Origin of the sequence: Streptomyces sp. cg40, assembly GCF_050320165.1 — a bacterium.
Classification (GTDB): domain Bacteria; phylum Actinomycetota; class Actinomycetes; order Streptomycetales; family Streptomycetaceae; genus Streptomyces; species Streptomyces hokutonensis.
Genome location: NZ_CP190128.1, coordinates 5,708,341 through 5,732,481 on the forward strand (window position 1 = coordinate 5,708,341; position 24,141 = coordinate 5,732,481).

19 protein-coding genes are annotated in these 24,141 nt (G+C 70.1%); 5 read left to right on the plus strand and 14 right to left on the minus strand.

Annotated elements, in window-relative coordinates:
* Positions 1-3: 3 nt before the first annotated feature.
* Positions 4-1,341, minus strand: coding sequence for a lipase family protein (locus ACQHII_RS25470; RefSeq protein ID WP_427921478.1), 1,338 nt, complete (start codon positions 1,339-1,341; stop codon positions 4-6).
* 198 nt (positions 1,342-1,539) lie between these two features.
* Complete coding sequence (locus tag ACQHII_RS25475; protein ID WP_427921479.1) at positions 1,540-2,259, minus strand: alpha/beta fold hydrolase; 720 nt, start codon at positions 2,257-2,259, stop codon at positions 1,540-1,542.
* A gap of 68 nt (positions 2,260-2,327) precedes the next feature.
* Here ACQHII_RS25475 and ACQHII_RS25480 point away from each other — a divergent pair, with 68 nt between their 5' ends.
* Entirely contained in the window at positions 2,328-2,969 is a 642-nt protein-coding gene (locus tag ACQHII_RS25480) for a TetR/AcrR family transcriptional regulator (RefSeq protein ID WP_427921480.1), read from the plus strand.
* 64 nt (positions 2,970-3,033) lie between these two features.
* On the opposite strand, the gene ACQHII_RS25485 is transcribed toward ACQHII_RS25480, so the two are convergent.
* The 7 genes from ACQHII_RS25485 to ACQHII_RS25515 all read right to left on the minus strand — a co-directional run bounded on the left by ACQHII_RS25485 (position 3,034) and on the right by ACQHII_RS25515 (position 9,743).
* Complete coding sequence (locus tag ACQHII_RS25485) at positions 3,034-3,612, minus strand: hypothetical protein (RefSeq protein WP_427921481.1); 579 nt, start codon at positions 3,610-3,612, stop codon at positions 3,034-3,036.
* Positions 3,613-3,675: 63 nt separating this feature from the next.
* A complete protein-coding gene (locus ACQHII_RS25490) occupies positions 3,676-4,740 on the minus strand; it encodes a lactonase family protein (RefSeq protein ID WP_427921482.1) in 1,065 nt (354 codons plus the stop codon).
* Between the two features lie 14 nt (positions 4,741-4,754).
* Positions 4,755-5,729 (minus strand): sugar kinase, encoded by a 975-nt coding sequence (locus tag ACQHII_RS25495; RefSeq protein ID WP_427921483.1) that lies wholly within the window; start codon positions 5,727-5,729, stop codon positions 4,755-4,757.
* On the minus strand, positions 5,726-6,412 hold the full coding sequence (locus ACQHII_RS25500) for a bifunctional 4-hydroxy-2-oxoglutarate aldolase/2-dehydro-3-deoxy-phosphogluconate aldolase (protein ID WP_427921484.1): 687 nt from the start codon (positions 6,410-6,412) through the stop codon (positions 5,726-5,728). Before ACQHII_RS25500 ends, ACQHII_RS25495 begins: the two co-directional genes overlap by 4 nt.
* Positions 6,409-7,326, minus strand: coding sequence for a carbohydrate ABC transporter permease (locus tag ACQHII_RS25505; protein WP_427921485.1), 918 nt, complete (start codon positions 7,324-7,326; stop codon positions 6,409-6,411). Before ACQHII_RS25505 ends, ACQHII_RS25500 begins: the two co-directional genes overlap by 4 nt.
* Positions 7,327-7,423: 97 nt before the next feature.
* Complete coding sequence (locus tag ACQHII_RS25510; protein ID WP_427921486.1) at positions 7,424-8,296, minus strand: carbohydrate ABC transporter permease; 873 nt, start codon at positions 8,294-8,296, stop codon at positions 7,424-7,426.
* Positions 8,297-8,474: 178 nt separating this feature from the next.
* Positions 8,475-9,743 (minus strand): ABC transporter substrate-binding protein, encoded by a 1,269-nt coding sequence (locus ACQHII_RS25515; RefSeq protein ID WP_427921487.1) that lies wholly within the window; start codon positions 9,741-9,743, stop codon positions 8,475-8,477.
* A 335-nt stretch (positions 9,744-10,078) separates the two neighbouring features.
* Between ACQHII_RS25515 and ACQHII_RS25520 the strand changes: the two genes are divergently transcribed.
* From ACQHII_RS25520 to ACQHII_RS25535, 4 genes are all read left to right on the plus strand, one after another.
* Positions 10,079-11,113 carry a LacI family DNA-binding transcriptional regulator gene (locus ACQHII_RS25520; RefSeq protein WP_427921488.1) on the plus strand — a complete coding sequence of 345 codons (1,035 nt, stop codon included), beginning with the start codon at positions 10,079-10,081 and terminating at the stop codon, positions 11,111-11,113.
* A gap of 165 nt (positions 11,114-11,278) precedes the next feature.
* Positions 11,279-12,076, plus strand: coding sequence for an SDR family NAD(P)-dependent oxidoreductase (locus ACQHII_RS25525; protein ID WP_427921489.1), 798 nt, complete (start codon positions 11,279-11,281; stop codon positions 12,074-12,076).
* 72 nt (positions 12,077-12,148) lie between these two features.
* Positions 12,149-13,294: a galactonate dehydratase gene (dgoD, locus tag ACQHII_RS25530; protein ID WP_427921490.1), complete on the plus strand. Its 1,146-nt coding sequence runs from the start codon at positions 12,149-12,151 to the stop codon at positions 13,292-13,294.
* A gap of 186 nt (positions 13,295-13,480) precedes the next feature.
* Complete coding sequence (locus ACQHII_RS25535) at positions 13,481-15,982, plus strand: right-handed parallel beta-helix repeat-containing protein (RefSeq protein WP_427921491.1); 2,502 nt, start codon at positions 13,481-13,483, stop codon at positions 15,980-15,982.
* A 63-nt stretch (positions 15,983-16,045) separates the two neighbouring features.
* Here ACQHII_RS25535 and ACQHII_RS25540 read toward each other — a convergent pair whose 3' ends face one another.
* The 5 genes from ACQHII_RS25540 to ACQHII_RS25560 form a co-directional block, all read right to left on the minus strand.
* On the minus strand, positions 16,046-16,732 hold the full coding sequence (locus tag ACQHII_RS25540; protein WP_427921492.1) for a hypothetical protein: 687 nt from the start codon (positions 16,730-16,732) through the stop codon (positions 16,046-16,048).
* A 259-nt stretch (positions 16,733-16,991) separates the two neighbouring features.
* Positions 16,992-18,518, minus strand: coding sequence for a hypothetical protein (locus ACQHII_RS25545; protein ID WP_427921493.1), 1,527 nt, complete (start codon positions 18,516-18,518; stop codon positions 16,992-16,994).
* Positions 18,519-18,906: 388 nt separating this feature from the next.
* The gene (locus ACQHII_RS25550; RefSeq protein ID WP_427921494.1) at positions 18,907-19,908 is read right to left on the minus strand and encodes a thiopeptide-type bacteriocin biosynthesis protein; all 1,002 of its coding nucleotides are present in this window, start codon (positions 19,906-19,908) and stop codon (positions 18,907-18,909) included.
* Positions 19,908-21,056, minus strand: a complete 1,149-nt coding sequence (locus tag ACQHII_RS25555) for a lanthionine synthetase C family protein (RefSeq protein ID WP_427921495.1) — start codon at positions 21,054-21,056, stop codon at positions 19,908-19,910. The genes ACQHII_RS25550 and ACQHII_RS25555 overlap by 1 nt, the downstream gene beginning before the upstream one ends.
* Entirely contained in the window at positions 21,053-24,091 is a 3,039-nt protein-coding gene (locus tag ACQHII_RS25560) for a lantibiotic dehydratase (protein WP_427921496.1), read from the minus strand. Before ACQHII_RS25560 ends, ACQHII_RS25555 begins: the two co-directional genes overlap by 4 nt.
* Between the last annotated feature and the right edge of the window lie 50 nt (positions 24,092-24,141).

Consider the following 24,141-nt stretch of genomic DNA (forward strand, 5'->3'; position numbering starts at 1 on the left):
GTCTCAGAGCTGGACGGGCATGCTCCAGCAGTTGGAGGTGGCCGCCTTGCCGGCGAGGCGGTCGGTGAGCCAGGAGATGGCGTCGCCCTGGTCGGTGAGCAGGGGTGCGAAGTGGTTGACGAGAGCGCTGCCGACACTGGGCAGGACGACGGGCTTGTACGTGACGTCGGCGCCCTTGGCGCACCAGTCGACGGCGAGTTGGCGGGCCTGGGCGTGCGGGACGAGGTTGTCGCTGACGCCGGTCGCGAGACGGACGGGTCCCGACGGTTTGAGGGTGCCGATGCGCTGTTCGTCGAGGAAGCTCTGGAAGGCGGGGGTCGACGCGATGATGTCGCTGATGGACTCGCCGTCCGTGGTCCAGCTGGTGCTCTTCTTGTAGGCGTAGCCGAGCAGCGCGTCGCCCACGCACATGGTCGACAGGTCGGTGAGCGCGGCCTTCCCGGCGTCGTTGAGGTGTGCCTCGGCGAGGGGCTTCAGCGCCGGGTCGGACTGGAGGAAGCCGTTGAGCGACCAGCCCAGCGCGCCGGCGAGTTCGCTGCCGTCGATGGCCTTGGTGACCGAGGTCAGGTCGGCGGGCGGGGCTCCGGCGTAGGTTCCGGAGAGGGTGACGTCCGGGGCGTAGGAGGACTGGAGTTCGGCGGCTGCGGCGGTGGCTCCGCCGCCCTGGCTGTAGCCGTAGAGCCCGACCGGTGAGGCGGCGGTGACCGAGGTTCCGGTGAGCGAACGGGCGGCGCGTACGGCGTCCAGCACCGCGTGCGCCTCGTCGACCCGGTTGACGTAGGTGTGCAGGCGGTCCGTGGCGCCGAGTCCGACGTAGTCGGTGACGACGACGGCGACGCCCTGGGCGAGCAGGCGGTAGATGGAGAGATCCTCGTAACCGACCGAAACCGTCTGGCTGTTGAAGACGAGGGGATGTTCCAGGCCCATCGACGCGGAGCACTGGTCGCCCTGTCCGACGGTGCCGGGGGCGACCGCGACGAGGGGGCGCGGGCCGCTGCCGGACCAGTCGGCGGAGGGTTCGATGTAGGCGCCGGTGACGGCGACGGGCTGCCCGTTGGAGTCGGTGGACTTGTACATCAGCCGGGTCGCGGTGCCCGGGAGCGGGCCGTCGAGGCCCGGCAGGCTCAGGGCGAGGGGGAGGGGCTCGCTGCGGACGAGGGCGCCGTTCGCGGCGGGCAGGGTGGCGGGCGGGTTGTAGAACGCGGGGATCGTGACCCCTCTGGACACGACCTCGTCCGCGGCGGTGGCGGCGGACGCGGTCGCGACGACCAGGGCCTGGGCCCCGAGACAGGCGACGACGGTGAACGCGGCGCCGAGCAGGCGCCGTTGGCGTGCGGGCATGGCGAACCTCCTGTGGAGCGGCCGTCAGGAAGCGGTGGCGCGGTGGCGCACACACGCGTCCCACGTGTGTGCGCCGGCGCCGCCGAAGAGTGGTTCGCCTGGAACTTACCTGCGGGTAAGTTACTCGTGATACCCGTCGGTAGGTTACGTTTCGGTAATGTGACTGACTGTCAAGTCGCGACGACCGGTTCGAGGCACTCAGGCCGAGGCGATCCGATCGAGACGGTCCGCCACGGCTTCCGGCTCGCTGACCATCAGGTCGTGGCCGGTGTCGATGTCCCACAACCGCCCCGCCGCGCGCGCCGGTTCGAGGTCCGCCGGATCGCGGAAGGGCAGCGTCGCCGTACACACGATCTGCGACTGCGGCAGCGCGCGCACCGCCGCCTCGTCCTTCAGCCGCAACGGCTGCTCGAAGCACTTCCAGGGATGGGGCGTGATCTTCGGTGCCAGCCAGGCGATGTCGTCCGGATCGGTCAACCCGTAGTGGGGCATGGGTCCTTCGCCGGGAAAGTTCACCAGCTCGACTCCGTCGACGACCCTCCCCGTCGCCCGGGAGGCGGCCATCAACTCCGGTGCCACATCGGCGAGGGACTGCCCGTCGGCCGGTGTCGCCGCGTCCAGGTAGACGAGATGGCCGACGCGGTCGAGGGCGCGGTCGGCGGCACCGGTGACGACCATCCCGCCGTAGCTGTGCCCGACGAGAATGGCGTCGAACAGCCCCTCGTAGCGGAGGAGTTGGGTGACGTCGGTGATGTGGGTGTCGAGATCGACGCCGGGTCCGAGGAGATGCGACCGCTCGCCGAGTCCGGTCAGTGTCGGGGCGTACACCTCATGACCCTTCGCGCGCAGGATCCGCGCGACGCGCTGATAGCACCAACCACCGTGACTGCCGCCGTGCACGAGAACGTACGTAGCCATGCGGGCCTCCCGCCCTACCCGACAACTGTCGGATAACCACCAGGTGTGGGAGAGAATACTGTTGCCGCATGCCAGCGCAACCCCTCGAACACCCCGGCCTCCCCGCCGCTCCCGGACGACCCCGGGCTCCCGGTCATCCCGACCCCCGCGTCCTCCGCTCCCGCGCCGCCCTCGAAGCCGCCCTGCGCGAACTGGTCACCGAACGCGACCTGCGCCAGATATCCGTCGCCGACCTCACCAAACGCGCCGGCGTCAACCGCTCGACGTTCTACGAGCACTACGCCGACGTGCACGACCTGGCGGTCGCGGCGTGCACCGCGACCTACGACGAACTGGTGGCCACGGAGCCGATCCCGCACAGCCAACTGGCCCCTGACGGCAGCCCGTTGCCCAACCCCCTCCCCGCCCTCTTCACCCATGTCGCCGCCCACGCCCCCCTCTACCGCGCCCTGCTCTGCGACGAGGGCAGCGCCCGCATGATCAACCACCTCCTCCACCGCATCACCCTCGCGGCCCGCACCAGCCGCGGCCTCCCGGCGGAGCCCGACACCACGGACCCCGTCTCCGCCTTCCTCGCGGGCGCGATCCTGGGCACGGTCATGGACTGGCTGCGACGCGACTGCGCGGGGTCGGCGGAGGAGATCGGGGCGGCGATCTGGCCTTACGCGGTGGCTTGTGCGGAGGTGCTGCCGGGGGCGGGCCGGCAGTGACGCGGGGAACGGCGGAAAGGCCGGCCGAACGAGAGCCCGGCGGCTGTGGCACGCCGGCCGCGTCTCAGGTCTCGGGAACCCATTCCACGGGAGGAGGCATGCGGCTGTAGTGGGGTCCTCTGGTGCCGTACTGGGAGAGGTGCAGGATCTCGCCGCCTAACTGGAGTTCAGCCGGCGGAGGGTTGGGGACCCTGATCTTGGGGTGGCGCCGGCCGTCGATGACGATGCTCTCCCGTAGGTCGTTGCGGCCGTCCGCCCAGCTCTGGGCCCGCTCGCGAGTCCACGGGTTCTGGAGGGTCCGCGGGGCGGCCGGGTCGTGGGCGTAGCCGTTGAGACCGCGGACGAGACCTTCGCTGTAGACACCCTTGACCCGGAAGTTCTCCAGATCGTCCGCGCGCACGACCATGTTGACGTACCGGCGGCCGTTGCCCCTGTGCCGTCCGACCGCGCGCCAGCGGCCCGGGCCGGGGTCCCAGATCGTGGGTGGGATCCACAGCAGGGCGCCCACCGGGAAGTGCTTCGTGCCGCGCTGGATGTCGAGACCACCCTCGCCGCGCGTGGTCTCCCGCGCCACGTTGGCCACCAGACACCAGCCCAGCAGCCCGTCCGGCGTCTCATCTCCGATGGGTTCCGTGTCCGCCACACCGAGCATTCTCAGGCACGGGACGGGACCTGAACCAACTGTTTTCCTGCTGTTTTCACGGGCTCACACCACCAGCCCGCACACCACCGAACCCACAGCGACCACCACCCCCGTCTCCCCCAGCGTCCCGTCCTCCCGCACCCGCAACACCGCCACCGTCCCGCTGTGCTGATTCGCCACCAGCAGCTGCCCGGGCGCCGCGGTCAGCCCCCGGGGCCAGCTTCCCCCACTCGGGACCTCCCCGAGAGGTTCGAGGGCCGTGCCCGTGATGCGGAACGCCGCGACCGTGTCCGCGCCCCGGTTGGTCACCCAGACGTAGCGGCCACAGGGCGAGGTGACGATGCCGCCCGGCTGGTTGGGGATGTCCGCCACGGCCGTTGCCGGCACCCGGGACAGTTCGTGCAGGGTGCCGGTCTCGGCGTCGTAGCGGTGACACGTCACCGTGGAGGAGAGCTCGTCGGCGCTGAGGACCAGGTCGCCGGTCGGGGTGAACGCCAAGTGGCGGGGGCCCGAGCCGGGGCGGAGACGGGACACACCCACCTGGTTCAACTTGCCGGTATTCGGGTCCAGTTGGTACGCGAACACCGTGTCCGCGCCCAGGTCCGTCGCCAGGACGTAGCGGCCCGCCGGGTCGACGAGGACCTGGTGCGCGTGGCTGCCCTCCTGGCGGCCGGTCACGGGGCCCGAACCCTTGTGCTCGACCACGTCCGTGAGGTCCGAGAGCCGGCCGTCCGCGTCCAGGCGGTGCACGGCCACCGTGCCGGGCAGCGTGTCCGTGCCGTAGTTGGCGGTCAGGAGGAAGTCGCCGCCGGGGTGGACGGTCAGATGGCACGGGTTCGCGCCGCCGCTGGTCAGGGGCGCCCCCAGGGGAGTCGGCGCCGCGCCCTCCCGCAGGGCGAACGCGCCCACCGCGCCCGGCGTCGACTCGTGCGTCGTGTAGACGACGGGGAGCGTCGGGTGCGCGGCCAGGAAGGACGCGCCGCTCGCCGCCACCGCGTCCACGACGCCGAGACCGCCGTCCTGAGGGGTGAGCCGAAGTGCCGTGAGGCCGACGCCCTCACCACCCGTGTCCGGCGTGTACGAACCCGTCAGGACCTCGACGTGCCCTGCGATACCAGTACTTGTCATTGCGCGTTCAGTCCTCAGCGGAGTACGTCGTCGTGGTGGTCCAGCAGCGGGAGTTCGCCCCGGCGCGGCAGGCCCTCCCAGTCGCCCTCCGTGCCGACCGCGAACGCGCCGACCCGGGCGGCCGTGTCGAGCCGGACCGACGCGGGCGCACCGGCCAGCAGTTCGGCCAGGTAGCCCGCCACGAAGGCGTCCCCGGCGCCCACCGAGTCGTACACAAGGGCAGGCAGCGCGGGTTGGCGGTACGGGTGGCCGTCGAGGAGCGCGAAGGCCCCCTCCGCGCCCAGCTTGATCACGGCACCGGAGGGGCCCAACTCGCAGATCCCCTTGGCCAGTTCCTCGGGTTCGTGGCGGTCCGGCACCGCGAGGCGGGCCTCGTGCGGACCCGCGAACACCAGATCGCTGTCGTGGAGGAGGGGGAGGACCGCCTCCCGCGCCTCGTCCTCGTTCCACAGCAGGGAACGGAAGTTGATGTCGAGGGAGACCAACACCCCTGCCTCGCGGGCGATGTCGACCGCCCGGCGGACCGCTCGCGCCGGACCCTCCCCCAACGCCGGTGTGATGCCGGTGATGTGGAGGACCGACGCCCCGGCGACCACCTCCTCCGGGATGTCCTCGGGGGCGAGGCGGACGCCCGCCGTCGCCGTGCGGTAATAGCGCATCCGGTGGTGCGTGCTGGTGCGCTTCTCCTTGAGGAGAAGGGACGTCGGGGCGGCGTCCCGTACGGCCACGGCGGTCACCCCTTCCGCCCGCAGCTCGCGCAGCACCAGCTCACCCAGCTCGTCCTCGCTGACGCGGCCGATCCACGTGGCCTTTCCGCCCAGGCGACTTACGCCGATCGCCACGTTGGACTCGGCGCCGGCGACGCCGAGGCGCAGGGTGGTGCCCAGGGTGAGCGGGCCGGGACCGGCGGCGGACAGGACGCCCAGGGTCTCGCCCACGGTGACGAGGTAGGGCTCGTCGTTCTCGACAACAGGCTTACGGGTGTTCACAGGCGGTTCTTCTCCTCGGACCCGGCGCTGGGCCTGACCGTCTCCAGCAGTGCGCGGGCCCGGGCCGTGAGGGCGTTCAGCGCCTCGGGGGTGGGGTCCCGGTCGGCGTCGCGCAGCAGCGGGGAGCCGACGCCGACGGCGAGTGCGCCCGCCGCCATGTACTGCCCGGCCGCTTCGAGGTCGACGCCGCCGACCGCCATGAGCGGTATGTGCGGGAGCGGGGCGCGGAGTTGGCGCAGATGGGTGGGGCCTCCGGTGCAGGCCGGGAAGAGTTTCACGGCCGCCGCGCCGGCCCGCCAGGCGGTGGTGACCTCGGTCGCCGTCCACGCTCCCGGGTAGAAGGGGATGTCCTGGTCGGCCGCGTCGTGGATGACGTCCGGTTCGACGTTCGGCGAGACCAGGAACTCGGCGCCCGCCGCGAGCGCGTCGCGGGTGTCGCCCGTGCTGAGGACCGTACCGGCGCCGACCGAGACCCCGGCGCCGAGTTCGTCCTTGATCCGGGCGATCGCGTCGAGGGCGCCGGCGGTGGTGAGGGTGACCTCCAGGCAGGTGATCCCGCCGGCCGCGAGGGCACGGGCCGCGGCGGGCAGCGCGCTGGCGTCGGCCGACCTGAGGATGGCCATCACCCGGGTACCGGCCAACTGGGGTGTGAGCAGGGGCCGTAGAAACTGATGGTCCGTCACTTGACCGCTCCCGCCGACATTCCGGCGACCATCTGGCGCTGGAAGAAGATGAAGATGACCAGTAGGGGAAGCACGCCGAGGAGCGCGGCCGGGAAGAGGGTGGTCGGCTGGACGGTGTGCGGGTCGATGAAGGAGTACGCGTTCACCATGACGGTGCGCTTGCCCGGGTCCTGGAGGAATACGAGGGGGACCAGCAGGTCGTTCCAGATCTGGAGCGAGATGAACGTCAACAGGGTGCTGGTGACCGGGCGGAGGAGAGGCAGGATGACCACGAAGAAGGTGCGGAGCGCGCCGCAGCCGTCGAGGGCCGCCGCCTCCTCCAGGTCGGCCGGGATCTGCCGGATGAAGCTGGTGTAGAAGAACACGGCGAGCGGCAGGTTGAGCGCGGTGTAGATGAGGACGACGCCCGCGTAGGTGTCGAGCAGGTTCAGGTCGCGCATCAGCAGGTACAGCGGTGCCACCACGACGAACACGGGGATCGACGTGCCGAGGATGAACAGCCGGTACACCGCCGTCGACCAGCCCGCCGTGATCCGGCCCAGCGGATAGCCCGCGAGCGCGCCGAGCACGGTGATCAGGACGCACGAAAGCCCGGTGATCAGAAGGGTGTTGAGGGTGCTCGTGCCGTAGTGGATCTGGCTGAAGGCGTGCGTGAAGTTCTTCAGCGTGAAGGAGTGCGGGATGCCCAGCGGGGAGCGCGCCACGTCCGCCGCCGTGCGCAGCGAGGTGACGATCGTGAACACGAACGGCAGGACGAAGAGAACCGTGCCGAGGGTGAGCGCGGTCGTGCCGACGGCGGTGGCGAGCCTGCGCGGGGTCCAGGTGGCGGTGGCGCGGGGCCGGGGCGCGTCGGGCTTGCCGGCGGGGCGGCCGACTTCCGTCGCGGAGACCGCGATTGAGGGGGGTGAGGTCATGAGGTGATCCGTCCGATTCCAACGATTCCAACGGTGCCGAGGGTGCCGACGGTGAACTGCCGGTCGTGCGTGCGCACTTGGGGGCGTCCGTACGTCGTCACACGCGCCGTTCGCGCAGTCTGAGCAGGGAGTTGGTCGCGCTGGACAGGACGACCACGGTCACCAGGAGCAGTACGGCGATGGCGACGCCGTAGGCGAACTTCCCGCCGCCGAAGATGTTCCGGTACACCAGCAGGGTCAGGGTGTCGGTGGCGCCGGCCGGGCCGCCGTTGGTCAGGACGAGCGGGAACTCGAAGACCTTGAGCGAACCGATCAGGCTGAGTGTCACGTTGACGGTGAGCGCGGGCGCCAGCAGCGGCCACTCGATGCTGCGGAAGCGGCGCCAGCCGGACGCGCCGTCCAGGGCGGCGGCTTCGAGGAGTTCGGCCGGCATGCTCATATAGCTGGCGAGGAAGATCGCGCACGAGTAGCCGGTGAACATCCAGATGTTGACCGTCGCGACCGAGTACAGCGCGGTGGACGGATCGCCGAGCCAGACGTGCTTGAGGCCGCCGAGACCGACCCCGTCGAGCAGGGCGTTGAGGCCGCCGTTCGGCGCGAAGAGGTACGACCAGATGAACGCGGCCATCAGCGGCGAGATGAGGGTCGGGGTCAACAGGACGACGCTCAGGGCCTTTCGGACCTTCTCGCGGCGGAACAGCATCGACGCGAAGAGCAGCCCGAGGCCGTTCTGCACGACGACGACCACGACGGCGTAGAGGACCGTGTGCCACAGGGCCGCGGAGATCTGCGGGTCGTCCGCCATCGCCGTGTACTGGTCGGCGCCGACGAAGTGGGAGATCGGGCCGCCGACGCTGTCGGTCAGGCTCAGGTAGACGCCCTTGAACAGCGGATACAGGATGAACAGCGCGTACACGGCGATCGCGGGGAGCAGGAAGGCGGCCATGGTGGCACGCCGTCGGTGGAACACGGGGGATCGACCTCCTTGGCCGTCAGGCCCCTGGGGGGAGTGGGTGGGACGGGGGTGGGTGACAGGGGTGGGTGGGCCGGCCGGCTCGGTCACCCGGTCGCTGGTCACTCGGCCGGTCTGCCCAGTCACCCGGCCGGTGTTCGACTGACCGGACGGCCCAACTACCCCACCGCCAGGGCTACTTGGCGGACGCCGCCGTCTGGATGTCCTTCAGCGTCTTCGCCGCGTCGGACTGGCCCAGCAGGAAGGACTGGATCTTGGAGCCGGTGTCGGTCTCCGACTGCGAGCCGTACCAGGTGTTGGACGGCAGCACCCGGTAACGGCCCTCCGTGAAGGCGGTGTTGAAGATGGTCGTCTCCGTCGAGTCGGGCGTGGTGCCACCGGTGAACGGCGACTCGGCGTGCTCGGCGTCCAGGTACTTCGCCAGATTCGCGCTCTGCGACCAGAACTTGACGTACTCCTTCGCCGCGTCCGCGTGCTGCGACTGGGAGTTGACGCCCCACGCCGTGCCGGAGAACAGCATCGCGTTCGGCTTGGTGCCGGCCGCGCCGCCCGGCCAGGGGGCGAACGACACCGGGAAACCGGCCTTCTTGATGTTGGAGACCTGCCAGGCGCCCTGGTACCAGAAGGCGCTCTTGCCCGCGCTGAAGTCCTGCGGCCCCTGCGACCACTCGTCGACGCCGAGCTCGTTCTTCCAGTTCACGAAGCCCTTGTCACCGAGGGTCTTGAGCTGGTCGAGCGGCTCCTTCCAGTCCGAGCCGAAGGACGCCTTGCCGGCCAGGAAGTCCGCGTCCCACTGCTTGTTCTTCTGGTAGACGGTCGTCGAACCGCTCGCCTGGAAGATCGAGCTGCCGGTCCAACCCGCCTTGTCCGGCAGGGAGATGGGCGTGACCCCGGCCTTCTTCAGCTTGGCGAGGTCGGCGAGGAACGTCGGCCAGTCGGCGGGGACCTCGGTGATCCCGGCCTTCTTCAGCAGGTCCATGTTGGCGTACAGCCCGATGCCGATCAGCTCCATCGGCATGGCCAGCGTCTTGCCGTCGCTCTGCGTGAACGGCTTCGCGGCCGAGGATATGGAGCTCACCCACGACTCGTTGGAGAGGTCCGCGAGGTAGCCGGAGGCGCCCCACTTCTTCATCTTGTCGGCGTCGACCATGATGACGTCCCCGGCCTTGCCGCCCAGCAGCTCGGGCTGGAGCTTCTGCGTGTAGGTCGGGTCCGCGGTGGTGTACTTGAAGTCGATCTTGATCTTCGGATGCGCCTTCTCGAAGGCCTTGTTGATCTCGGCGATGTTCGCCGGCTCCGCGCCGCCGCCCTTCCACGCCTCCACGTGGAGCGTGACCGTCCCGTCCGCCGAGGTCGAGTCGGAGCTGCCGCCACAGGCGGCGAGCGACGTCGCCAGGGCGGCGACCGTGGTGGCGACCGTGAGCAGTCTCCCGGAGCGCTTCATTGCACACCTCACCCATCATCGGCGCATGCCGATTTCGTCGTGCTTGCAGGGGTTTCTACGGAAAGTTGCGTGGTCCTCTGGGTTCGCCGAGTCCCGTCGGCTGTGCGAGGACCATCATGGTTTGCCGGGCCTGAATGGATATATCACTGAAATCCATCGAAGGAAACCGGTTGACCAACGACTTCGGCGAACGCTAGGTTGCGGCGCCAGAAGGTGTCAAGAGGTCAAACGCAACACCCCACGCCGATCGCCGCACCCCAGGCGAATCCGGCAGCAGGGCATGATTCGCAGGACGGCCGGGGTCGTCGACAGCGTGGTTGACAGGGAGGACTCGCGTGGCTGAACAGCCCGTACGGGCAAGGCTGGTGGACGTCGCACGGGAGGCGGGAGTCTCCAAGGCGACGGTGTCCAAGGTGCTCAACGGACGGCAGGACCTGTCCGTACGGCCCGAGACCCGACAGCGCGTCCACGAGGTCGCCGCCGCCCTGGGCTACCGCCCGCACTCCGGGGCCCGCGCCCTGGCCGGGGCCAGCACCCACGCCCTGGCCCTGCTGGTGCCGGCCCTCAACAACCCGACGTACGTGACGATTTCGCGCGGCGCCTACCAGCGCGCCCGTGAACTGGGCTATCTCTCCCTGCTCGCCGAGGACTTCGACGGCCAGGAGGCCGACGACACCTTCAACGACCTGGTCAAGGAGGGCCGCGTCGACGGCCTCCTGATCGCCTCCGCCCGCCCGCACCACCCCCTACTGGAGACCCTGAGCCGCAACCCGGTTCCGCACGTCTTCCTCAACCGCGCCGTCAAGGGCTCGGGCCGCAACGTCACCATGGACGTGGCACGTTCGAGCGTCACGGCCCTCGACCATCTCCACGGCCTCGGCCACCGGGTGATCGGCCACATCGCCGGCCCCTCGGGGATCACCCCCAGTGAGGACCGCAGGGACGCGTTCCTACGGCACTCCGCCGCACTGGGCCTGGCCGCGGCACCGGTCGCCTCCGGCGACTTCACCGAGGAGGGCGGCGCGGCGGCCGCCCGCGAACTGCTCACCCCGGCCGAGGGCGAACCCCGGGTCACCGCGCTGTACACCAGCTCGCTGGCCCAGGCCATCGGGGCGATGCGGGCCATCCACGAACGCGGCCTGCGCATCCCCGAGGACATCTCCCTCGTCGGCAACGACGACCTCCCCGTCGCCGGCTACCTCACCCCACCCCTCACCACGGTCGCGATGCCCCTGCACGAACTGGGCACGGCGGCGGTGGACGCGCTGGTCGCGGAGATCCGGGGGGAGTCGCCGGGGGATGTGGTCGTGCCGACCGAACCGCGGTTGGTTCTGCGGGGGTCCACGGCGGGGCCGGGTACTACGGGCTGACCAGTAGGGGCTGCCGTTCCCCTACGGGTTCCCGCCCTCCCGGACGACCGAGCCGCCGGTCGGACGGAGGGACGCAGGACGAGGACCGAGAAACAGCACCTCGGAACGCAGGACAGTACCGATGGACGGATGACCGGACGGGCCGGTCACGCCGAGAGGAACACCATGAGCCGCACCACCCCCGAGAACCACCCCGACCACCCCGACCGTCACGCCTCTCGTTTCACCGGCCGCACGGCCCTTCTCACCGCCGCCGCCTCCGGCATCGGCGCCGCCACCGCGCGACGCCTCGCCGAGGAGGGCGCGTCCGTGCTGGTCACCGACGTGGACGCGGCCGGGGCCGAGAAGGTGGCCGAAGAGGTCCGCGCCAAGGGCGGCCAGGCCCGTCACCTGGGGCTCGACGTCACCGACCCCGAGGCGTGGCCGGAGGCGATCCGGACCGCGCAGGAGTGGACCGGCCGCCTCGACCTGCTGCACCTCAACGCCGGCCGCAACCTCCCCGGCGCGATCCATGAGATCGACGACAGCTCCTGGCACAGCCACCTCCGCCTCGCCCTCGACTCCGTCTTCTACGGTGTCAGGGCAGCCGTTCCGCTGCTCTCGGCGGCCGGCGGCGCGGTGGTCGTCACGGGCTCGGTCCACGCGGTGCTCGGCTTCAGCGGCTTCCCCGCGTACGCGGCGGCCAAGGGCGGAGTCAGCGCGCTGGTACGGCAGTTGGCGGTCGAGTACGCGGGCCGGATCAGGTTCAACGCGGTCGTGCCGGGCGCGGTGGACACCGGTCTGTGGACCGATGCCCCGGACGAGTACCGGGCCCAGACGGCCGCCCGCACCCCGGTGGGCCGCATCGGCGAACCCGAGGACATCGCCGCCGCCGTCGCCTTCCTCGGCTCCGACGACGCGTCGTTCATCACCGGCCAGAACCTGGTCGTGGACGGCGGGCGCAGCATTAGCTCGCAGGAGTAGGACCCCCGATTCCCTCGCTCTTCTCCCTCCCCCCTCCCCCCGTACTACCCGTAGGACCCGGAGGTCCGCAGCATGAAAATCACCGGATACGAGCTGTTCCTCGTCGAACCGCGCTGGCTCTTCCTGCGCGTCGACACCGACGAGGGCATATCCGGCTGGGGCGAGCCCATCGTGGAGGGCAAGGCCCACACGACGGCCCGGGCGGTCGAGGAGATGTTCGACTACCTGACCGGCCAGGACCCCGCCCGCATCGAGGAGCACTGGCAGATGCTCGCCAAGGGCGGCTTCTACCGCGGCGGCCCGGTCCTCAGCAGCGCGCTGGCCGGCATCGACCAGGCCCTGTGGGACATCGCGGGCAAGACGCACGGCGTGCCCGTGCACCAACTCCTCGGCGGCCACGTCCGCGACCGCGTCCGCATCTACGGCTGGCTCTACGGCGAGACCCCCGAGGAACTCGCCGAGTCGGCGGCGGGCCAGGTCGCCAAGGGCCTGACCGCCGTGAAGATGAACCCGTGCGCGCAGCTCGAACCGCTCGCGACCCCCGCCGCGATCGACGCGATCGTGGCCCGCGTGGCCGCCGTACGGGAGGCGATCGGCCCGGACCGCGACCTGGCGCTGGACTTCCACGGCCGCTTCAGCGGAGCGATGTCGAGGCGCGTACTGCCGTACCTGGAACCGCTGTTGCCGATGTTCGTGGAGGAACCGGTCCTCCCCGAGTTCACCCGCGACCTCGGCGACGTCGTCCGCGCGACCTCCATCCCCATCGCGACCGGCGAACGTCTCTTCTCCCGCTGGGACTTCAGGGAGGTGCTCGGCGCGGGCATCGCGGTGGCCCAGCCCGACATCAGTCACGCGGGCGGCATCTCCGAGACCCGCCGTATCGCCGCGATGGCCGAGGCCTACGACGTGCTCGTGGCCCCGCACTGCCCCCTGGGCCCGATCGCGCTCGCCGCGAGCCTCCAACTCGACTTCGCCGTACCGAACTTCCTCATCCAGGAACAGTCCCTGGGCATCGGCTACGGCGACAGCAGCGGCCTGCTCGGCTATCTCGCGGACGCCTCGCCGTTCGAGGTCCAGGACGGCTACATCCACCGGCTGACGGCCCCCGGCCTCGGCATCACGGTCGACGAGGACAAGGTCCGCGCCGCCGCCGAACGAGGCCACCGCTGGCGCAACCCGGTCTGGCGCAACACGGACGGTTCGCTGGCTTCCTGGTAGCAGCCCAAGTTCCTTACACGGCGGGGCTGTTGGCTTCGCGCTGCCCCGACGCCGTCCAATCCGGCGTCGGGACAGCACCACACGCTCCAGGCGCACCGGCGGCAACCGGTCATCGCGCCTGGTGAAGAGGGGAATCTCGCCGCACGCAGCGGCAAGGGACACATCCACCCATCCAAGGAGCGCGCAATGAAGCGTCGCAGATTCGGTTCTCCCGACAGACCAGTTTCCGCCACCCGCCGAAAGCCGGGAATCCTCGCCCTGCTCGCCGCGATGGCGGGCGCCCTGCTCGTCCCCGTCATGGCGACCAACGCGTCGGCGGCGGGCACGAGTTACTACGTCGACTGCTCGGCCTCCGCCAACGGCACCGGTACCAGCGCCAGCCCCTGGAACTCCGTAACAGGCGTCAACAGCACGACATTTGCCGCGGGCGACAGCATCCTCTTCAAGGCCGGCACGACCTGCACCGGCCAGCTCACCCCCGGCGGTTCGGGCGCCTCCGGCAGCAACATCTCGATGGCGTCGTACGGTTCGGGCGCGAAGCCGATTATCGACGCGGCGGGCGCGACGGGCGCGGTCATCCACCTCCTGAACCAGCAGTACTGGGACATCGGCGGCCTGGAGCTGATCGACAACGCCTCGTCCCCCGCGTACCGTTCGGGCGTCCTGGCCGAGAACAGCTCCGGCGGCGTGCTGAACCACATCCGCGTCCACGACATGTACATCCACAACATCGCGGGCTACGGCGGAGGTTGGTACTCGACCAACGCGGGCGTGGGCGTCCAGACCGACCACACCACCCCGGTCTCCACGTGGAACGACGTGGTCGTGGAGAACAACACGTTCGACCACGTGGACCGCATAGCGGTGGCGGTGACCCCGGACGCGGACGGCCAGGGCACCGGCCTGACCACGGGCACGGTCATCCGCAACAACACGATGACGTACGACGGCGCGGACGACATCCTCGTCGTGAAGAACGACGGCGCCCTGATCGACGGCAACAAGGCGGGCTACGGCGGCGCCAAGTCGACCTGCCCGCCGTCCGGTCAGTACTGCAACGGTGCCTCGGCCGGCATCTGGATGTCCGGCAGCAGCAACACCGTCGTCCAGAACAACGAGGTCTACTGCCACATCAACGGCGCCGACGGCACCGGCTTCGACGTGGACTGGGGCAACCACAACACCACGTTCCAGTACAACTACAGCCACCAGAACCTCGGCGGCTTCCTGCTGGTGATGCCCCCCTTCACCATCGCCAACGAGCCCACGTCGACCGTCCCCAGCGACGGCACGGTGGTCCGCTACAACATCAGCGAGAACGACGGCAGCAACTCGGGCTGCCCCACGTCGGGTACGCAGACCCACGGCGGCGGAGTCCTGCACTTCGTGGGTGGAGTCCCGAACCAGAGCGGCAGTTCGTCTGCCGTCCCCCTCTTCTACAACAACACGTTCTCGGTCAGGGACGGCCTGAGCACGCCGATCCTCTACTCCCGCTCGGGAACGTCGATCAGCGGAGCCCTCTCCTTCCAGAACAACGCGGTCTTCAACTACGGCTCCGGCAACTACTTCACCACCACCGGCACTTCGACCTACTCCAACAACCTCTTCTACGGCAACCACCCGTCCCGCGAGCCCGCGGACGCGGCCAAGGTGACGTCGGACCCGGAGTTCCGCAACGCGGGCAACGCGAACACGTCCTCGTCGTACACGGGCAAGAACGCGTACCAGGTCCACCCGTCGTCCCCGGTGATCAGGGCGGGCGCGGTCATCGCGTCGAACGGCGGCTACGACGCGTACGGCAACGCGGTGTCGGCCACGGCCGCTCCCAACATCGGCGCGTACAACGGCACCGGCGGCAACCTCCTCTCCAACGCGGGCTTCGAGACGGGCAGTCTGTCCCCCTGGACCCAGGCGAGCGGCACGGCGTCCTCGGTGACGGCGGCCAACTCCCGTACGGGAGCTGACGCGTTGACGACGGCGGCCAGCGGCAGCGGCGCGAACCAGGCGCTCACGGGCCTCTCGCCGTCCACCACGTACCTGCTCACGGGCTGGGGCAAGGTGGCGACGGCGGGCGAGACGCTGGCGATCGGCGTCAAGAACTTCGGCGGCACGGAGACCTACACGAACGTGGCGTCGACGTCGTACTCGCAGGCGGCGGTCCTGTTCACGACGGGTGCGTCGTCGACGACGGCCACGGTCTACTGCTGGAAGAACGCCGGTGGGGCCGGGGCGGGTTACTGCGACGACCTCGCGGTGGAACCGTTGACGTCCTCCACCAACACGGTCACGAACCCGGGCTTCGAGACGGGCGCGCTGACCCCGTGGACCCAGAGCACGGGCACGGCGTCGAGCGTGGCGGCCTCCAACGCCCGTACCGGCACGTACTCCCTCCAGACCGGGGTGAGCGCCAGCGGCGCCATCCAGACGGTCAGCGGCCTTGCGTCCGGCGGCAGTTACCTGCTGGCGGCCTGGGCGAAGGTGGCGACCTCGGGTGAGGAGGTGGCCGTGGGCGTGAAGAGCTTCGGCGGCACGGAGACGTACCTGCGAGGCTCGACGACGACCTACACCCAGGAACCGATCTTCTTCACGACAGGCGTCTCCAACACGGCGGCGTCGGTGTACTGCTACAAGAACTCCGGTTCGGCGGCGGGCTATTGCGACGACTTCACGGTGGTGAAGCTGCCGTAGCAGGGCCGAGCAACGCGTATCCCCCGGGTCCTGCGACCCGGGGGATGTGTGTGCAGCGGGAGTTCACTCGTACCAAGGCCCTTGCAGGGGGCCGCGCTTGGTCGTCGCCCGGACTCCGGGTATGACGCTGCCCTTGTCGAGGTCGCCTCGAATGCGCAGATACAGACTGGGAGTCGGCAGCCCGATGGTCTGGATCCACCCCCTGCCGTGCACGTGCCCCGCGGCGGTCAGCGCCTCGAACTGGCCCTCCGGGGCCCTTGTCTTTGCGTAGATCTGGCAGAGCGTCTCACCGCTGTCGGCGAAGGCGTAGCGGGCCGCGTAGGCGTAGCCCTCGTGGAGCCAGACGTACAGCACGATCGGTTTGTCCAGGACGGCACGGAACCAGTCGGCGGCGGCCTGAGCGAGCTGGTCCGCCGGGCCGGTGGCGTCAAGTGCCCAGGCGCTGGGCTGATCCGGCAGCGTGTACAGCTGGCTGTGCAGACGATCGCCCCGTACGCGGTCACCGACCAGGTGCACGCCCAGATTGATCAGGCTCAGATGCTGTCGGGGCTCCACGGCGCCCCGGTCGGAAAGACTGACGTAGGCGAGCAGCGACTCCCAGTCCTCGGGACGCCCGACCTCCCCCGTGATGTCACCCGGCGCCCACGCCGTGCAGTGCCGGCGCAGCGCGGCGGCGAAGTCTCTTTCGGCATCGGTGAATTCGAAGTCGTCGTCGAGGTCGTCGACCTCGAACCACGTGTATTTCCTCATGGGAGGACCCTATGGTCGGCGGTTGCCGTACCTCCTTGCCGTGCAGCAGCATCGGGCGATGTCCCGATCAATAGGTGCGCACACTGCCGACCCGTGCCCTCGGTGTCTCGTTGAAGCGGTCCATGGAGGGGATGGCTGCGCCGGGCCGGCCAAGCGTCGGTGGGTGTCCGCCGCTGTGCCTGGGCGTTGGCACAGAAGTGGGCACCCACCGAGCGTGTGGGCTACCGGCGGAACGCCGTTCGCGAGGTGACCGAATGGCTCATCGGCGGCCCTGCGACCGTGACCTCCGTGCCGTCAGGAACACCAGCGCGCCGCCCGCCACCAGCAGGACGGCGGTACCCGCCCGCAGCAGGACTCCGCCCGTGCCCGTGGCGGCGAGCCCGCCGCCGGTCGTCGTACCGCTGCTGGTTCCCGTCCCGGAGCCGGACGGGCTCGCGGTGGCCGTGGCCGACGGGGAGGCGGAGGCGGAGGCGCTGGGCGAGGGGCTGGACGTCGCCGAGCCGGTGGCCTTCACCGTGATCGCCGTGGTGTCGTTCGACGCGTCGTCGTCACGGTTGGGGTAGTCGGGGTTCTCCACCGCCCGTACGCTGCCCCGCGCGCCGGGAACGACCCGGTCGATCCGCACCGTGAACTCCTGGGTCACCGAGTCGCCCGGCTTGAAGTCCGTGCTGCTGATGTCGCAGGTGTAGCTCTTCGCGCCGGCCTTGCGGGGTGTGCAGTTCCACAGCGGTCCGGGGTCGCCCTGTTCGCCGGGGGCGGGGACGCCGGTGATGGTGGTGCCGGCGGGCGGGGTCACCACGAACGTGCCGGAGTTGTCGGCGTCCATCCAACGGAAGTTCATCCAGCCCGGCCCGTTGTTCCGCACACCCACGGTGATGCTCACGGTCTCGCCGACCTTGCCCTCGACCGTGTCGCCGAGCGCCTGGTAGTCGGCGTGCTGGGTGGTGGCGAAGGTGCCGTACCCGGAGCCGGTGAATCCGGAGCCGGAGGCGACGGACTTCAGGCCGAGCGGCGCGCCGCTGCCGGTCCCGGGGAAGTCGGACGGGTCGAAGGAGTCGGGCGCGGTGCCGCCGACCGGCCACACGACGTAGGAGTTGTAGCCGTACATCGTGTCCTTGGCGGCGGTGTAGCGCAGCGGCGCGTCCGTTTCGTAGGCCTTGCCGGGTGCGACCGGGGTGTCGAACCGGCACCAGGCGCCGACGTCGGGCCGGTCCGAGTAGTGGCAGTTGGAGTGTTCACGGGCGAGGGAGACGCCTTCGGAGTCCTGCACCAGCAGCATGACGCCCTTGTCGGCGGGGGCCGTGCCGGTGTCGGCGAAGGCCGGGGTGCGCTCGAAGACGGCGCCGGGCGCGATGCCCTTCAGCGCCGGGTAGGACCGGGCGACGAGCTTGGGCCCGCCGACCAGGACGTCCGTCTGCCCCGTCACGGTGGCCGCGTCGGAGGCGGTGGCGGTGTAGGTGATGGCACCGGTGTCGCCCGCCTTGGCGGCCGCGGTGGGCTTCAGGAGGAACGGGTCGATCGACTCCTTGCCCGACAGCGGGCCCACGTCGCACCGCAGCTTCAGCGTGCCGGTGCTCACACAGTCCCCCGTGACCACCATCGTCGCCTTCCCCGCGAGGGACGACGCGTCGACGGCGACCGAGACGTCATGGGCGTCCCCGCCCGAGGCGGTGATGCCGAGGCCCAGGTTCGGCCCCTCGCCCTCGGTGGGGAGGTAGTAGTTCTCCTGGGCGTCCAGGACGAGCGTCGTTCCGGCGGCGTGCGCGGCCGGGGTCACGACCGCCATAGCGGCGGTCGCGAAAGCGGCGGCAGCCGCTGTCCGCCATGTTCTGCGTATCGTCAACACACAACGTGGACACGTCAGGCCACCGGAAGGTTGCGCGCGAGTGTCCGTCGGTCGACGAACGGGTTCCGCTCAGGGAACCTCACCGGGAGCGTCTCCGGAGCACCCGAACCGGCGACGGCGGCTACAGCCGACGGCCAGAGTTGCGACGCGCCGCTCTCGGTGGGCCTTCGCAGCGAGGAATGGCAGCAGTTGCCGCGCGTCGTGGGTAGGGAGCACGGCCGCACGTCGACCCCGAGCGTCGCATCGGCTGCCGCCGCCCTGTCGGTTCCGTCGGCCCACATCTGATGTGCGGCCGGTGCGGGGCCGAAGTGGGCGGGGTCGGGTTTGGTCAACTGCCCAAGACCGCCTCCCGCGCTGCGCGTGCCCAGATGGCCTGCTGGCGGAGCGGGAAGCCCATTCGATTCCAGTGGAAGAGGACATGCCGGGCCAGGATGCTGCGCGTCCCGAGGCCGAGTTGTCCTTCACGTCCGGCGTGGCCGAGGGCACGGCCGCTACGTTCGATTCCGGCAACCCATTGCGAGACGGGTGCGTTCGGACCGTCAACTGCGAGGGCTGAAAAGGCGTCGGTCGCGAGGAGTTGGCGCATTCTGTCCGTCATCGCGGTGACGAGCTCGACTGGGACATCGTCGGGGAGGGGGCGTGCTGCCTCGACCCGTGCCCAGACATCGCCCTGTTCTCCCCACTCCTGGCCGGCGGCGCGTAGGAAAAGGCTGACGACGAGGAGGGAAGTTGCCTTGGCGTCGAGACCGCTGTCGTCCGTGCTGTCGCGGTGTAGACGGTCGAGGATGCCGACGCTGTCAGTGTGAAACAGACTGTGGGCGACGGCCATGCCGACCGGGCCTCCAAAAGCCGTGGTTTCTGGCTCGTACGGTGATGGCCACCAGCGGTTGACCAAGTTCCGTGACACAGCGTTGTCGAGGACTTCGCCGATCTGCCGCGCCATGTCCTCGGCGATCGTCGTAGAAGAGGGGACGACTCGTAGGCGCCAGCAGGGGTGCTTGCGGACGAACCACCAGTCGCCGAGCGTTCCGTTCGCCGTCTGCTGTCGCAGAAGTGGCAGGAGGCAGGCGTAGAAGGTGCGCTCGGCAGTCGAGTAGTCGGTGAACTCGATGTTCACCTGTCGCCAATTGGCCGGTTCGGATTGTGCGTTGAGGGCGGCTTGGCCAGCTGCCCGGTACCGCGCGGCGGCCTCCGTGAGGAGATCCGTGGACGAGCGCAATTGGGCGGCGGCCTCTGCGATCGGGGTGCCGGTGAGGACGGCCAGGACGGCCTGCTCGACGGCGCTGTTGTCGTGCGGCGGATCCATCCACAACTCTTCAGCGGCGGGCATCAGATGAGGAGTAGGCAGGCGTCCCAGTCGCCCATGGGTGTGCCTGCTTCGGCGTCTTGGAGGGCGAGGTCCGCGCCGGTTGCGCCGTCGAGGAACCCGGCCGCTGTGGGAGGACCTACAGAGAGGAAGCGGTGCGTGAGCTGGGGCAGGTAATCGCTGAAGAGACGTGGTTCGTCAGCGTCCATGGCAACGCGTTGGACGACACGTATGAGGCCGCCGACACCGTGACACAGACCGCGGTCGGTGAGGGGATCGAGTTGGATGGGATCGGACAGGCAGTACAGGAGCGCTCGTTCGGCCATGCGCCGACGGTCGGTGTCACCCAGGGCGAGGGCGGCGAGTTGCTGGGCGCGGGCGAGGCCGGGGGTGCCGTAGCACCAGGAGGGCGCCGCTGGGTGCATGGGACTCGCGGTGGTATCGGTGATCCAGCGTGGCCAGCGGGTTCCTCGGTGGTCGCTGACACGTATCCGGTCCAGCCAGTGGCAGATGCGAAGCATCGCCTCCTGGTGGCCGGGCACGGTGATGCCGCGCAGGTGGGCGAGTGCGAGGAGAGCCAGGGGTCCGGCAATGCCGTGGGCCAGCCCGGCGTTGGCGTGGCCACCGGGAGTGGGGGTATCGAGGTTGACGGGGCTGTGGCCCACCCACCAGCCGGGCCGGGGGCGGCCGTTGGGGCCGGGGAGTGGCTCGGTCAGTCGCACGAGGTATTTCAGGACGGCTTGGATCTCTGCACCGTCGGGGGTACGACGCAGGAGGAGAGCGCCGAGGCCGGTGAGGCCGCGCAGTAGGTCGTACTCGGCGAAGCTGGTGGGTTGGCCGTGGTCGATGCGGGTGTGGGCTGCTTTCAGTCGGCGGCGGGTGTGGGTGGCCACGATCCGGTCGAGGGCGTTCAGGGCGCCGACGTACTGGTTGCTGCCGGTGGCGGCCAGATGCAGGACGTACGTCATCGCGGGTGCGCCGAGAAACAGTCCCGCTGTGTCTCCGTCGAACAGCGGCCCGACGGCCGTGAGTTGGCGGTGTACGTCCTGCCACGATCCATGGCCCCGGCAGGCGTGCTCGATGTGGAGCAGGGCGCCGCCGAGAGAGCCGTGGGCGAGCGACTGCCGGAAGGCGGTGTCCCGTTCGGCGTTGGGTGTGACGGCGGCGGTCATCGCGGTACTCCTTCGGTGCGTGCGTTCCAGGACAGGGCGGCGGTGCGGGCGAGGCGGCGGCAGGTGGCCTCGCTGTCGGGATCGATGCCGGCTGCCCGGTTGTGGTGCATGTGCAGCAGGGAGGGCAGGACGTCGGTGGGTTCGGCGCCGTGGTCCGCGAGCGCGGTCCGGTACGTCTTCAGCGCACTGCGGCGGTGAACCCAGGCCGCGGCGACGTCTTCGCCGCCGGGCAGGGCTCGCAGGCCGGCGAAGTCGCCGTCTGGGGTGGTCAGTTGTACGGCCTGTGCTTGGAGATCACGCGAAGGCATCTCGCCCTCTCCCTTGAGCAGGTGCTCGGTCAGCCAGCGGTTCCCGGCCGCCGGGCTGTCGGTGAAGGCGGCGGCGATGTCCGCGAAGCTGGCGGCGGTGACTGCTGGCTGCATGCGGGGAGGAAGGCCGAGCCTCAGTTGGGCGACCGCGGCGGTGGAATCAGCGGCGAAGGCTCGTTCGGCGATGGCCAGGGTGTCGCCGGTGCCGTAGCGGCCGATCTCCGGTTCGTCGGTGTCCCACTGGATGCGGCGGATCAGCCCATCGTTGCGGAGTTTCGCCGCCCAGGCTCCGATCCGCTGCGCGGTGGTGCCAAACGCGTCCGGGGTCGGCAGCCGGAGCCGTAGGCGCAGGTGGGCGTCCGGATCGCTGTAGCGCGCGTACCACCACAACGGTTCGCCGCTCGCCTGGTCTTGGAACAGGGTGGGCAGGTGCGTGGTGAGGATCTCCGGGGTGCGTTCGGGGTGGCAGTAGATCTTCAGGTAGGCCCACGCGGAGGTGCCTGGCAGACGGCAGCTTTCGCGCCGTACGACCGCCGTCGTTCGGGGGCGGTGAACCGCTGGTGCAACTGTCGAGGCGAACGGCATGGTGATCTCGTGTGCGCGGCCGAGCCAGCCGTAGGCCCCCTCCTCGGGCGCCTCGTGCAGCGTCACCGTGCCGTTGCGTCCCAGTTCCATGCGCAGGAGCTGTTGGTGGGCGGGGTGGTCGAGGTCGAGACGGAGGCGCTGGTCGTCGGAGCCGAGGAACACGGTGCGGGTCACGCCGTAGCGGCAGCGCCAGTCGGTGAAGTGGCGTAGCCAGTCGGGATGTTCGTCGTGAACGAGGTCACGCGTGCGGAGGCGCCAGCAGGCGGGCGAGAGGATGGTGCGGCCGACGCGGACCTCGGGCAGGAACGGCAGCCGGGCGGCTGCTCCCCATGCGAAGGGGGTCAGTACCGCGGTGTGTGAGCGGTGCACTTCGGTGAGGAAGCGGACCAACGGGTGGGTGGCGTTGGTGAGTTCGACGGCGTTCAGCACCGACGGTTCGACGAGCCGGCCCGTGGACCGCGAGACCAGATAGAGGCGCTGGGAGTCCGCGGCCACGGCGAGGTCGTTCAGGTCCAACGTGGCGGCGGGGTTGTGTTCGCCCAGCGCGAGTACGTGCCGTACAACGGCGGGGGCTTGGCTGACGTTCTGGGTGCGAAGCCGGAGCGGCGGGCTGGAGATCTGCACGCGGTCCGTGTCGGCGGTGAGTGTCGGCAGGGACGCGTACGCGGACGTCATGCGGTCGCGGTCGGCCGAGTCCAGCAGGGTCAGGAACCGGCCGGTCGTGGTGCCCGCCGCCTGGGAGAGACCCGCGAGGCTCAGCGTGTATCGGCCCTGGTTCAGGGCGCTCAGGGAGGTGGCGAGTACGGAGAAGCACATCTCGACATGGGCGGGGACCTGGGTGACCTCGCCGACGGCGAGCGCGGCGAGATCCTCTTCGGTCAGCGTGATCTCGCGTGCCTGGTTGATCGCGGCGTCCTGGGCGAGGGCGAGGAGGTGTTCGTCCCGGCGGGTGGTGGCCTGGACGGGACGCTTGAGGAGGGAACCGCGGTAGCCGGCCGGGAATCCGAGGCCGATGTCGGGGTCGGTGAGGTCGCGGACGGGTACGAGGGCGCCCATGCTGTAGCGCTCCAGGAAGCGGGCGCGGTAGTCCTGCCAGGCCGGAGGCCCGGCAGGGTAGGGCGAGATACGGGCCATGACCTGGAGGGCTCGTTCTGCTTCCCGTGCGACCTCGGCGGGCAGGACGACATCGCAGTCGGGCCGCAGATTCACCACCAGGGTCCGCCCGTTCACGGCGGTCGCGGCTGTCATGCGCTTCGTGGCCTCGCCGCGGAGGGTCCACTGCTCGTCGGCCGGGGCGTGGTTGTGGCGGGTCAGGAGCTGGTGGATCCGGCGGAGGCGCGCGGTTGTCTCCGCCTGGGGATGTGTGCTGAAAGAGTCGAGTTGGGCCACCAGGTGGCCGAGGGCGTCGTCACAGGTCATGGGCGCCCGCAGGCTGGTGATGAGGATCCGGTGGGCGACGAGGTCCCGAACCATGTCCTCGATCACCGGCGTGGGTGTGCTGGGGTAGCTCGCGTGCAGCTTGGCGACGATGTCCTCGACCGCGATCGGCGCGCGGGCGAGTTCGAGGACTGCGTCGGCAGCGGGGGTGCGGCGCAGGGTGACCTTGGCAGGACCGTCCTTACCCGGTTGGTGCGGTACGGCGATTCTGGTGCCCCGGACGACGCACGTGTGATCGGCGATCACGGGCAGGTGCCGCAGCAGGTCGGTGTTCTGCTCCAGGGCGGTGACGATCTCCGTGAGCCACTCGGCGTCCGCTCGGACGGACGTCCGGTGGTCGGTACCCCATCGCACCTGGGCGCGGTCTCCGAGTTGTACGGGCGCGGGGCCGGCGAACAGACCGAAGGGCGTGGCACGGTGCTGCATCCGCAACAGGTAGCGCATCAGCGAGATGACAGCGCGCCGGACGGTGCGCGGTCGCTGGTTACGGCCGTCGAGTACGCCGTGCACGGCCTCGACCAGCAGAGGGCTGGCGACCTCGATGGCCGCCACTATGGCCTCGTCCGCCCAGACCTTGCCGATCCACTCCCGCCAATGCTCGACGTCGCCGGAGGTGTTGCCGCCGAGGTCCGGCCAGGGAGGCTGTGGGGCAGTCGGCGGCCGTGCGGCTGCTCTGATCAGAACGGCGTCGACGGCGTCGTACATCGCAATGCCTCCTTCGTCCGTCGTGTTGTGTGGCGAGGGGCGGGGCCGGT